This is a genomic window from Lysobacter antibioticus (genome assembly GCF_001442535.1).
Taxonomy (GTDB): domain Bacteria; phylum Pseudomonadota; class Gammaproteobacteria; order Xanthomonadales; family Xanthomonadaceae; genus Lysobacter; species Lysobacter antibioticus.
Genome location: NZ_CP013141.1, coordinates 2,171,525 through 2,184,280 on the forward strand (window position 1 = coordinate 2,171,525; position 12,756 = coordinate 2,184,280).

Consider the following 12,756-nt stretch of genomic DNA (forward strand, 5'->3'; position numbering starts at 1 on the left):
CGGAACAGCGGAAAAACGGAACGTCACGGTCGGCTCTCCATGGCCGCGCCTCACCCGCGCGGTCTAGATCAGGTCGTGACAGGGGGATGGCGGAACGGAGAGACGGCGCGCGCGCCGATGCCCCGAGACACGGCCCTCCGCCTGTCGGTTCGCGCTCCGGGCCGGTCTCCGGGCTTGCGAGCGGAGGCGGTCCGAGATCGGACCGGGTCTCCCGTACCGCGCCTTCCCGTGTCGGAACACAGTGGCGTCGTGCGGTGCGTGTACTCGCTTACCGTTGCGGGGGCAGCTCCGGATTGACCGACCTGGCGAATGCCAGAAGCGGGGACCGGATTCCCGTTTCAATCGCCGATTGTGTGTCGGCGATCACCTTGAGCGCGCGCATCTTAGCAGTCGAGCGAGGTCGGGACGCCAGGGTACGGAGGAGGAAAATGCGCGTGACTCGCCGATCAGGGCCCATCCGCGGCCTTTGCTTTCCTGGACGGACCTCGCGGCCTCCCCTAGCGCTGAAATCGTCATCCCCGCGCAGGCCGGGGTGAATGGATGCGCTTGCGAGCCACCGGCTCGCGCATCCGTGAACGCCAGGGTGCTGCGCGCCCTGGCCGGGCGATAGAGACCTCAGGCGTTCTCGCACGAAAATCCGGTGGATCCCCGCCTTCGCGGGGACGACGACTTGAGGAGGAAATCAGGGCTGGCAGAGATGAGGGCCTAACGGGATGAGGGCCAGAAAGCCCCCACCAGGCCAGGCGCAGCGGCCGGCCATCCGCCGCCGGATTCCGCAAAGAGTGTGCTTCTACCACTTTTTGACTACTTGCGTTAGGCAATATTTGGCCGCTTCATTGACCGGTTGTTACGTTCGTGTTAAATCCGAATGACATCGCTGTCATCCCCATCAAGGAGTCGTCATGCACGTCCGCCGCACCTTCGCCGGTTCACGTCACCCTCTGGCCCTCGGCCTCCTGGTAGCGCTCGCCGCGCCGGTCCACGCGCAAGACGCGCCGCAAAGCGACCCCAAGACCCTGGACCAGGTCATCGTCACCGGCACCCGCGTCAGCGACCGCACCGTCGCCGAGTCCACCGCGCCGATCGACATCATCACCCCCGAAACCCTGGAGGCCACCGGCACCGTCGAGCTGGCCACCGCCCTGTCGCGCGCCCTGCCCTCGCTGAATTTCCCGCGCCCCGCCATCACCGACGGCACCGACGCAGTGCGCCCGGCTCAGCTGCGCGGCCTCGCCCCCGACCAGGTGCTGGTGCTGGTCAACGGCAAGCGCCGCCACACCACCGCCCTGATCAACCTCAACGGCAGCCAGGGCCGCGGCTCCTCGCCGGTCGACCTCAACGCCATTCCGATCGCCGCGATCGAACGCGTCGAAGTGCTGCGCGACGGCGCCTCGGCGCAGTACGGCTCCGACGCGATCGCCGGCGTCATCAACGTCGTACTCAAGGGCAGCGGCACGGGCGGCAGCATCGCCGCGCGCTACGGCCAGTACAGCGCCGGCGACGGCAAGCAGTACCAGCTCTCCGGCGACACCGGCATCAAACTCGGCGAGAACGGCTGGCTGCACCTGGCCGCGCAGGGCGGGCACCAGGACCAGACCAACCGCGCGCGCCCGTTCCAGGGCCGCGTCGAGCAGCGCTACGGCGATCCCGAGATCGACCAGGGCGCGTTCTCCTATAACGGCGAATACAACCCGACCGACTACCTGAGCTTCTATTCGTTCGGCAGCTACAGCGAACGCGACGTGCTGTCGAACGGTTATTTCCGCTTCGCCGGCGACCCGCGCAACATCCCGTCGATTTATCCGAACGGCTTCCTGCCGCAGATCCACAACGTCAGCAAGGACCGCGCCGCGGTGTTCGGCCTGCGCAGCGAGACCGCCGGCGGCACCCAGATCGACCTGAGCTACAACTACGGCCACAACGGCCTGACTTTCGACATCGAAAACACCCTTAACCGCAGCCTCGGCCCGACCTCGCCGACCCAGTTCTACGCCGGCGCGCTGGAAGTCACCCAGCACGTGCTCAACCTCGACTTCACCAAGTCGGTCGACTTCGGCTGGCAGTACCCGGTGACCTTCGCCTGGGGCGCGGAATGGCGCGGCGAGGAGTTCTCCGAACGCGCCGGCGAGCCGCTGTCCTACGCCAACGGCGGCGTGGCCGCCCCGAACGGCCAGATCATCCCGGGTGCGCAGGTGTTCTCCGGCTTCCGCGCCAGCGATGCCGGCGACTTCGACCGCCACAGCTACTCGGTCTACATCGACGCCGAAGCCGACCTGACCGACAAGTTCTCGCTCGGCGCCGCCGCGCGCTACGAGACCTACAGCGATTTCGGCGAAACCACCTCGGGCAAGCTGTCCGGCCGCTACGCCTTCACCGACAAGGTCGCCCTGCGCGCCACCGCCTCGACCGGCTTCCGCGCGCCGTCGCTGCAGCAGCAGTTCTTCCAGTCGATCGCCACCAACTTCATCAGCGGCATCCCGTATGAAATCGGCACCTTCCGCGTCGACAACCCGGCCGCCATCGCCCTGGGCTCGGAAGCGCTGAAGGCGGAAGAATCGACCAACTACAGCCTGGGCCTGGTGCTGCAGCCGGCCGACCAGCTCTACATCACCATCGACGCTTACAACATCCAGGTGAAGGACCGCATCCTGCTGTCGGAAAACCTGACCAGCGCCGCGGTGCGCAACTACCTCAACGCCAACGGCTATCCCGGCATCGGCGGCGGCCGCTACTTCACCAACGCCGTCGACACCGACACCAAGGGCGTGGACATCATCGCCACCTACGGTTGGGACGTCGGCTCGGGCAAGCTCAACCTGACCGCCGGTTACAACTACTCCAAGACCGAGATCGACAAGATCGCCCCGAACCCGCCACGCCTGGCCGCGATCGACCCGGCCGCGGTGCGTATCGGCCGCACCGAGATCGGCCGCATCACCAAGGGCGCGCCGCGCGACAAGTTCTTCCTCGCCGGCGACTGGAAGACCGGCAACTGGAACTTCACCGCCACCGCCACCCGTTACGGCGAGTTCACCGAGCTGCACGCGACCGATCCACGTCAGGACCAGACCTTCGGCGACGAGTGGACCCTGGACCTGGCCGCGACGTATCGCCTCAACAGCTGGGACTTCACCATCGGCGGCGACAACGTCCTCGACGCTTATCCGGACGAGTCCAAGCTGGTGCGCGGCACCCGCAACTACCTGCCCTACAACACCGCCTCGCCGTTCGGTTTCAACGGCGCCTTCGGCTACATCAAGGTCGGCTATAAGTGGTGAGAGCTGGCGACACGCACTTGCAGTGATTGAGTTGCTTGGCTTTGCGGCTTTGCCGGCCAAGAGAAGACCCGTAGGGCGGCCCGCATGGATGCGGGCCGTGCGCAAGCAGGCCATGGATGGCCTGTCTGGAGCATCCCTGCGTTGGCATCGATCGTGCGGGCTTGTGCCCTTGCAAGGAGAGCCCTTTTCTTTGGTTAGCTTTGACCGAAGGGAATCCAGACGGACTTTTGGGCTTAGCAAAAGAAAGTAACCCGCCCCCTTTAGGGGGGCGGAAGCTTTGCTATTCGTGTTGCTTCTCCACCCTGCGGCAAGAAGCGCCGCAACCGGAGACCGCGCGGTCGCGACTTGCGTCGCTCCTACCCTGCGATAGTTCATGGCTTCGATGAGCGACGCAGGCGCTGCGAGGTCTGCCCATCCCGTGGTCGCGGCTTATGACCGAAGGAAATCCAATAGGACGTCGCTCCTAGAGGGTTGGAGCTTTGCTCTTACTTGAAAAAAGGGAATGCGGCATGCACCACAACGGCCCGGACCATCCGGGCCGTCGTTTTTCGTCGACCACAGTACATTCCGCGGATCGGCGGATCGGCTATAAAGAGGGCCTTGCCGCTACGGGCGCCCGCCATCGGCCCAGCTCAGCGGCCCCGCCGCGAATGCCCGAGGTGCCCGCCATGCGTTCGACCGTTGCGCTGTTGCTGTCCCTGGCGATTTCGAACGTCATCGCCGCGCCCGCCAAGCGCGAACAGATCATGCTGCTGCAAGGCAAACCCGCCGGCCAGCAGATCGTGGAAACCGCGGGCGACGGCAGCACCCGGGTCGAGTACCAATACAGTGATCGCGGCCGCGGCGACCACCTCAAGACCGAGTGGACGCTCGACGCGGCCGGCATTCCGGTCGAATACCGCGGCAGCGGCCACAATTATCTGAAAGTCCCGGTCGAAGAGAGCTTCAGCGTGCGCGACGGCAAGGCGCACTGGAAGAACGACAGCGAGCAAGGCGAGCGGGCCCTGAGCGCACCGGCCTTTTTCCTGCCGCTCAACGCGACTCCGGAAATCCAGGGCGTGCTGGTGCGCGCGCTACTGAAGGCCCCCGAGCGCAAGCTCGCGCTGTTGCCCGCCGGCGAAGCGCGGCTCGACAGCGCCGGCACGCTCGAAGTGCCTACGGCCAAGGGGCCGGCGACCCTGTCGCTGTACCGCGTGTCCGGGCTCGACTACACGCCCGGCTCGGTCTGGCTCGATGCCGAAGGCAATACCGCGGCGCTGATCATGGCCTCGGGCTGGGTCTCAATCCTCTCCCCGGAATATAAGGATTCGCTCGCCAAACTGATCGAATTCCAGGAACACGCCGGCGCCGAATGGTCGCTGAAACTAGCGCGCGAACTGACCCACACACCGAAAGGCCCGTTGCTGATCCGCAACGCGCGCCTCTACGATCCGCGCGACCTGTCGGTGACGCCGAACACCAGCGTCCTGGTCGAAGGCGAGCGCATCGTCCGCGTCGCCGCCGACGCTGCATTGAAGGCCCCGGCCAACGCCGAGATCCTCGACGCCGGCGGTCGCTTCCTGATGCCCGGCCTGTGGGACGTGCACAAGCACTACGGCGATTCCGACGGCGCGATGGACATCGCCAACGGCGTCACCAGCAGCCGCGATGTCGCCAACAATACCGACGCCTTCCTCGACAAAGTCAAGCGCTTCGACGCCGGCACCGAGATCGGCCCGCGCGTGCTCGCCGCCGGCTTCATCGACGGCCCTGGGCCGTATGCCGGTCCGACCAAGATGTTGGTCGACACGCCCGAGGAAGCGATCAAGGCGGTCGATTGGTACGCCGACCACGGCTATATGCAGATCAAGAGCTATTCCTCGCTGAAACCCGAGCTGGTGCCGGTGATCGCCGACCGCGCCCACGCCCGCGGCCTGCGTTACAGCGGGCATGTACCGGCCTTCATGTCGGCGCGCCAGTTCATCGAGGCCGGCGCCGACGAGTTGCAGCACATCCTGTTCGTCGAGCTCAACTTCCTTTACCCGCGCGTCCAGGAAACCCGCACCATGGCGCGCCTGACCGAACCGGCGGCGCATGCCGCCGAGTTCCCGCCGGAACGCGCCGAGGTCCGCGATTTCATCGCCTTCCTCAAGCGCACCCACACCGTGCTCGACCCGACCATGGGCATCGCCGAAGACCTGTTCGCCGGCGACCCGCAGAGCAAGATCCCGCCCGGCTTGAAGACGGTCGCGCCGCGACTGCCGCCGCAAGCCCAGCGCAACTTGAGCTGGGGTTCGTTGAAGGTGCCCAAGGGCGAAGAACACGCCTATGCGCAATCCTTCCCGACCATGCTGCGCGTGCTCAAGGCCCTGCACGATGCCGGTGTGACGATCCTGCCCGGCACCGACGCCCTGGCCGGCTACATGCTGCACTCCGAGCTGATCCTGTACGCCCGCGCCGGCATCGCCAACGCCGAAGTACTGCGCCTGGCGACACTGACCCCGGCGCAAGTACTCGGCGTCGACAAGGACCGCGGCGTGATCGCCCCGGGCAAGCTCGCCGACCTGGTGCTGATCGACGGCGACCCGCTCCAGGACATGAACGACATCCGCAAGGTCGACGCCGTGTTCAAGGGCGGCAAGCGCTACGACCCAGCGCAAATCGAGCGCGCGCTCGGCATCATGCCGCGCAAGGAAGCTGCTGTGGCGACGAACTGAGCGACCTCGCCGCCACCTCTCAGCATGACAGCATTGCCGTTGCCGTTGCCGTTGCCGTTGCCGTTGCCGTTGCCGTTGCCGTTGCCGTAAAGATTCTGCTGTTGCTGTGCGTCGATTGGCACTCGCGAAGGCAATCGAAGACCCGGAGGGCGGCCCGCATGGATGCGGGCCGTTTTTCATCGGGACAGGGATGTCCCGTATGAAAAATCCCTGCGGAGGCACCGCTCGTGCGGGCTTGTGACTCAAAACAAAGCATTTTTCTTTGGTTACCTTTCTTTTGTTGCTTATGACAAAAGAAAGTAACCCGCCGCTTTAGTGGCGGAAGCTCTTATCGTTTGATCTTGATCTTGCTTGAGTAATTCGCCGCGAGAACGAAACGGCGCGGTCGCGGCTCACGCCGCTCCTACAGTGACCGATTCGCAACATCGCGCCGCCCAAGAAACCGCAAATGCTCCATCTGCAGGAGCGAGGTGAGTCGCGACCACGAAAAGACAAGATCACGACGAAAACAAAGGCCCGCGAATCGCGGGCCCCTGCGGGTCATGCGACGTCCGTTGCGTCGCTCAATCCTTGCCGAACACCAGATGCCCACCCTGCGCATCCACACGGATGGTGTCGCCGCTGACGAACTCGCCGCTGAGGATCTTCTGCGCGAGCGGGTTCTCCAACTGCTGCTGCACCGCACGCTTGAGCGGACGCGCGCCGTAGACCGGATCGAAGCCGACATTCCCGATCAAGGCCAGGCCGGCATCCGACAGCGCCAACTTGAGGCCGCGCTCGGCGAGGCGCTTTTCCAGACCGTGCAGCTGGATCTTGGCGATCTCGCGGATCTGGCTCTTGTCGAGCGGATGGAACACGACGATGTCGTCGAGGCGGTTGATGAACTCGGGACGGAAGTGCGCCTGCACCACGCCCATCACCGCCGCCTTCATCTGCGTATAGCCCTCGGGCGTGTCGTCGGAATTCATCTCCTGGATCATCTGCGAGCCCAGGTTCGAGGTCATCACGATCACCGTGTTGCGGAAATCGACGGTGCGGCCCTGGCCATCGGTCAGGCGACCGTCGTCGAGCACCTGCAACAGGATATTGAACACGTCCGGATGCGCCTTCTCGACCTCGTCGAGCAGGATCACGCTGTAGGGACGGCGACGCACGGCCTCGGTCAGATAGCCTCCCTCTTCGTAGCCGACATAGCCCGGAGGCGCACCGACCAGACGGCTGACCGCGTGCTTCTCCATGAACTCGCTCATATCGATGCGGATCATCGCGTCGGCCGAGTCGAACAGGAACTCGGCCAGCGCCTTGCACAGCTCGGTCTTGCCGACGCCGGTCGGGCCGAGGAACAAGAACGAACCGCTCGGGCGATTCGGGTCGGACAGGCCGGCGCGCGAACGCCGCACCGCGTCGGACACCACCCGCACCGCTTCGTCCTGGCCGACCACGCGCGCGTGCAGGGCCTGCTCCATCTTCAGAAGTTTGTCGCGTTCGCCTTCGAGCATCTTCGCCACCGGGATGCCGGTCCAACGCGCGACCACTTCGGCGATCTCTTCGGCGGTGACTTTGTCCTGCAGCAGCTTGAAGCCCTGGGTCTCGGCTTCCTGCGCGGCCTTGAGCTGCTTCTCCAGCTCCGGCAGCTTGCCGTACTGGATTTCGCTCATGCGCGCATAGTCCTGAGTGCGCTGGGCGGCTTCCAGGTCGAGCTTGGCCTGCTCGATCTGCTCCTTGATCTTGGTCGCGCCCTGCAGGGTCGCCTTTTCGGCCTTCCAGATTTCCTCGAGGTCGTTGAACTCGCGCTCTAGCGTGGCGATCTCGGCTTCGAGGTCGGCCAGGCGCTGCTTGGACTCGGCGTCCTTCTCCTTCTTCAGCGCCTCGCGCTGGATCTTGAGCTGGATCAGGCGGCGTTCCTTGCGATCGAGTTCCTCGGGTTTGGAGTCGATCTCCATGCGGATGCGCGAGGCGGCTTCGTCCATCAGGTCGATGGCCTTGTCGGGCAGCTGGCGGTCGGCGATGTAGCGATGCGACAGGGTCGCCGCAGCGACGATCGCGGGGTCGGTGATCTCGACGCCGTGGTGCACCGCGTAGCGCTCCTTGAGGCCGCGCAGGATCGCGATCGTATCCTCGACCGTCGGCTCGCCGACGAACACTTTCTGGAAGCGGCGTTCGAGCGCGGCGTCTTTCTCGACGTACTTGCGGTACTCGTCGAGCGTGGTCGCGCCGATGCAATGCAGCTCGCCGCGCGCGAGCGCGGGCTTGAGCATGTTGCCGGCGTCCATCGCGCCCTCGGCCTTGCCGGCGCCGACCATGGTGTGCAGCTCATCGATGAACAAGATCACCTGGCCTTCGTTCTTGGCCAGGTCGTTGAGCACGGCCTTGAGCCGCTCCTCGAACTCGCCCCGGAACTTGGCGCCGGCGATCAGCGCGCCCATGTCGAGCGACAGCACGCGCTTGCCGCGCAGGCCCTCGGGTACTTCGTTGTTGATGATGCGCTGGGCCAGGCCCTCGACGATGGCGGTCTTGCCGACGCCGGGTTCGCCGATCAACACCGGGTTGTTCTTGGTCCGGCGTTGCAGCACCTGGATGGTGCGGCGGATCTCTTCGTCGCGGCCGACCACCGGATCGAGCTTGCCGGACTCGGCGCGCGCGGTCAGGTCGATGCAGTATTTCTCCAGCGCCTGCCGCTGTTCTTCGGCGTTTTCCGATTGCACGCTTTCGCCCCCGCGCAGTTTGTCGATGGCCGGTTCGAGCTTGGCCTTGGTCGCTCCGGCCGCCTTCAACGCGCGGCCGACTTCGCCGCCGTCGTCGAGCGCGGCCAGCAGGAACAACTCGCTGGCGATAAAAGCATCGTTACGCTGCTGCGCCAGCTTGTCGGTGACATTGAGCAGGCGCGCCAGGTCGTTGCCGACCGAGACTTGCCCGGCCTGGCCCGACACCTTGGGCAGTTTCTCCAGCGCCTCGCCGAGGCGCTCGCGCAACAGCGGCACGTTGACGCCGGCCTGGGCCAGCAGCGGGCGCGTGCTGCCGCCGCTCTGCTCGAGCAACGCGGTCAGCAGATGCGCCGGTTCGATGACGCTGTGGTCGCGCCCGACCGCGAGCGATTGCGCGTCCGACAGAGCCTGCTGGAAGCGCGAAGTAAGCTTGTCCATCCGCATGGGGGGTCTCTCCGAAGGTATGACGGCCCGGAGCGCGAGTGTCGCGCCGCGGCCGCGAATGACCTGTTAATGCGGGCTGGACGGGGCGATTCAAGGCGGGACGGGACTTCCGGGGGCGGAGCAAGGCGCGCTGACCGACGCTTACTGTCACCGACACTCGCTCCGACCGGCGTCCCCTTAGGAAAAGGGGGCGAGCGCCCGGCGCTGGCCGGAGAACTGATCGGCGCGGCAGCGCGGGGGATTTGCTCTTGGCCGCGCATCACCGCGCTGAGCGCAGGAGCAAATCCCCCTGCCCCCTTTTTCAAAGGGGAGAACCGCTTGCGCGGTGTTCCGGGGGATTCGACAGAAAGCGGCCTGGAACCGCGGATCAGACCAGGCTGTTCGGCTGCAGGATCTCGACCCAATACCCGTCCGGGTCCTTGATGAAGGCGATGTTCTTCATGCGGCCGTCGCTGAGGCGTTTCTGGAAGGCGACGCCGAGTTGCTCGAAGCGCGCGCAGGCGGCTTCGATGTCGGGCACCGACACGCAGATGTGGCCGAAGCCGCGCGGGTCGCTGTTGCCGTCGTGGTAGGCGAAGTCCGCGTCGTCCTCGGTGCCGTGGTTGTGGGTCAGTTCGAGCACGCCGCGCTGGCTCAGCAGCCATTCGCCCCGCGCGGGCTCTTCGGCCGGGATTTGCGCGGGGTCGGCCACCAACACCAGGAAGTACAGGCTGAACTTGGCTTCGGCGAAGTCGCGCTTGCGCACCAGGGTGAAGCCGAGCACGCGGGTATAGAAATCGAGCGACTGGCGCGGGTCTTTCACCCGCAACATGGTGTGGTTGAAGACGAAGCCGTGGGTGGCGGCTTCCGGGCGCGCGGTCACGCCGGGGACGGCGTCGAGTTCGTTCTGCAGGGACATGGCGGGGGCCGATTCAAAGAGGTCTAAAGGATTTGCGGGCAAACCCGGCCGCGATCAAGCCTGCGTTTCGGCCGGCACGGCATCGCGCTGCAAAGACAGCAAGCCCAGCAAAACCGCCAGGCCCACGTAGGCGCCGATGAATTGCAGGGCGATGGTGCGCTGCAGCCCCTCCAGCGCCCACGGCAGGTAGATACCGCCGCGCGGGTCGACCGAGTGGATGATGCCGAACAGGCTCAATGCCGCGCCGACCAGCAGGAACGCCGCCGCGCGGCGCAGGCGGCCGTCGACCATCGCCGCGACCGCCGAGGTCCAGATCATCGAGGTCATGATGAAGCCGTTGCCGAGGGTCACGATCACCGCGAGTTCCGGCAGGCCGTGGCCATCGAGGGCGTTCATTAGCTGAGCGTGGTGGTCCGGGGCGATCCAGCCCGGATTGCCGGTCTTGATCGCCAACATATAGGCCACCGACGGCAGGAAGCCGAACACCATCGCGGTGGCGTGCTTGCTCGGCGTGGCCTGGAACGCCTGGGTGGTGATGTCGAGCGCGACGTAGACGATGATCGGCGCGAGCACCGCCAACGGCAGCCACTGCACCAAGCCGGAAACGATGCCGAGAATGCCGCCCACGCCGATGAACAATCCGGTCAGCAAGGTGTAGCCGCTGCGCGCGCCCATGTGCTTGTAGGCAGGCTGGCCGATGTAGGGCGTGGTCTGGGCCACGCCGCCGCAGAAACCGGCGACCAGGGTCGAGAACGCCTCGGCCAGCAGGATGTCGCGGGTGCGGTAATCGTCGCCGGCGGCGCGCGCGCTTTCGCTGACGTTGATGCCGCCGACCACCATCAGCAGGCCGAACGGCAACAGCAGCGGCAGATAAGCTTGGGTGTAGGCCAGGCCTTCGATGAAGCCCAAGCTCGGCCACGGCAGCACGAAACGCAGCGGCGACGGTTCGGGCCACTCGAAGCCAGGAGCTCCCAACCCCACCGCCCCAAACCCGTAATACAACACGGTGCCGAACACGAACGCCAAGAACACCCCCGGCAACTTGACCGGCAAGCGCCCCTTCGCGATCAACACATACAACAACAACCCCAAGGTGATGAAACCCACCATCGGCGAACGCAGGGTCTCGATCAGCGGCAGGAAGCCCATCAGCACCAGGGCGACGCCGGCGATCGAGCCGAGCAGGCCGGCGCGCGGGATCAAACGGGTGACGGTGTCGCCGGCGAACGACAGCACGAACTTGAGCACGCCCATCACCACCAGCGAAGCCATGCCCAACTGCCAGGTGGCGATCGCGGCGGCCTGTTCGTCCATGCCCTGCTGCTTGAACCCGACGAAGGCCGGGCCGAGCACCAGCAAGGCCATGCCGATGCTGGTCGGCGCATCCAGGCCCAGCGGCATCGCGGTGACGTCGTCGCGACCGGTCTTCGCCGCCAAACGGCGCGCCATGAAGGTATAGATCAGATTGCCGACCAGCACGCCGAACGCAGTGCCGGGAAACATCCGCGTATAGATGACCTCGGCCGGAAAACCGAAGATGCCGATCAGCGCCGCGGAAATGAAACCGAGGATCGACAGGTTGTCGACGACCAGGCCGAAGAAACCGTTGAGATCGCCCGCTACGAACCACGGGCGCTGCTTACGTGAAGTATCGACGTTCACCGGCCGGGCCCCCCGTTCGTACCACCAGCGAGGACCGCGCGATCAACCACCAAAGCCAGCCACCCGCGCCCCCTATCCCCCGCGCCGCCGGCCCATGTCGCCCGAGGAAAAAGGACCGGCGACCGCACGGCGGCGAAATCGCAACATAACGCTGACGGGATGGGGCTCATGACACTCATGGAAGCTACTCGGGATGCGGGAATGGGCGCTTCCGTGCCGGCGGGCTTGCGATCCGTTCGCACTAGAGAGTGTGCCGCCAATCGGCCGGCTTGGGGCGGTGCGAAGGAGGAGGATGAGTTATCGGCTCATACCGTCGACGCAGGGGCGAAACATCGCCGCCACGGGTGGGGCGGCGGCTCAGCCCTCTACGTCCAGCCAGCCGCGATAACGCACCAGCAAACCCACGATCGGCAACTGCGCGGCGACCTCGAAGTGATAGCGCCCGTCGCGCTCGAACTCGCGCGCGCGCACGCCCGCGAACCAGCCCGACGGCAACGGCAGGCCGAGCGCGCGCACCCGCACCAGCCGCCACGACAGGCCGGGCTCGTTCGCGCCCGGCCCGGCTTCGCCATCCGCTGCGCCCGCCGGCTCGTCGGCCAACTGGGCGGGCATTACCGCGGACGACACCGTCACCTGGGCGGCGCCGAGCGACATCACGCCCGACGCCGCCGCATCGGGCAACTCGCCGGCCAGGTCCAGGGCGAATGCGAACCGCATCGGCCCCAAGCGTTCGAACACCAGACCGTCGCGCTCGACCAGGCGCGAGCGCATCGCCGACTTGCCGAAGCGCCGGGTCCAGGTTTCGCCGCGCGCGTTGGCGTCGATCTCGACTTCGATCGGCCCGGCATGGGCCCGGGGCAATCCGGCGATGCGCGCGAACGCCCGCGAGCACAGCCCGCGGCCGCGTTCGACCTGGGCCTCGCCGCGATAGGTCCGGCGCCCGCCCTGGCCGTGCAGCAGCCGCAAGGTCCGCGGCAGGTAGACGAAACGCACCCCGAGCGCGCGCGGATACAGCCCCTCGCGCGCGCCCAGCCTCACCACATCCCGCGCCGCATCCCGCTCCGGCGCCTGCT

General features: G+C 66.2%; 6 protein-coding genes and 1 riboswitch. Of the genes, 2 read left to right on the plus strand and 4 right to left on the minus strand.

Annotated elements, in window-relative coordinates; genetic code table 11:
• Positions 1-142: 142 nt before the first annotated feature.
• Positions 143-386, minus strand: a riboswitch (cobalamin riboswitch).
• A 516-nt stretch (positions 387-902) separates the two neighbouring features.
• Positions 903-3,278, plus strand: a complete 2,376-nt coding sequence (locus GLA29479_RS08750; RefSeq protein WP_057971358.1) for a TonB-dependent receptor plug domain-containing protein — start codon at positions 903-905, stop codon at positions 3,276-3,278.
• A 668-nt stretch (positions 3,279-3,946) separates the two neighbouring features.
• Positions 3,947-5,974, plus strand: coding sequence for an amidohydrolase family protein (locus tag GLA29479_RS08755; RefSeq protein WP_169795632.1), 2,028 nt, complete (start codon positions 3,947-3,949; stop codon positions 5,972-5,974).
• A 563-nt stretch (positions 5,975-6,537) separates the two neighbouring features.
• Here the strand turns inward: GLA29479_RS08755 and clpB are convergent.
• From clpB to GLA29479_RS08775, 4 genes are all read right to left on the minus strand, one after another.
• Positions 6,538-9,123: an ATP-dependent chaperone ClpB gene (gene clpB / locus GLA29479_RS08760; protein WP_031371637.1), complete on the minus strand. Its 2,586-nt coding sequence runs from the start codon at positions 9,121-9,123 to the stop codon at positions 6,538-6,540.
• A 367-nt stretch (positions 9,124-9,490) separates the two neighbouring features.
• On the minus strand, positions 9,491-10,021 hold the full coding sequence (gene gloA, locus GLA29479_RS08765; RefSeq protein WP_057916973.1) for a lactoylglutathione lyase: 531 nt from the start codon (positions 10,019-10,021) through the stop codon (positions 9,491-9,493).
• Between the two features lie 54 nt (positions 10,022-10,075).
• Positions 10,076-11,683 carry a SulP family inorganic anion transporter gene (locus GLA29479_RS08770; RefSeq protein WP_057916972.1) on the minus strand — a complete coding sequence of 536 codons (1,608 nt, stop codon included), beginning with the start codon at positions 11,681-11,683 and terminating at the stop codon, positions 10,076-10,078.
• A gap of 357 nt (positions 11,684-12,040) precedes the next feature.
• A complete protein-coding gene (locus GLA29479_RS08775) occupies positions 12,041-12,724 on the minus strand; it encodes a DUF4166 domain-containing protein (RefSeq protein WP_057971360.1) in 684 nt (227 codons plus the stop codon).
• Between the last annotated feature and the right edge of the window lie 32 nt (positions 12,725-12,756).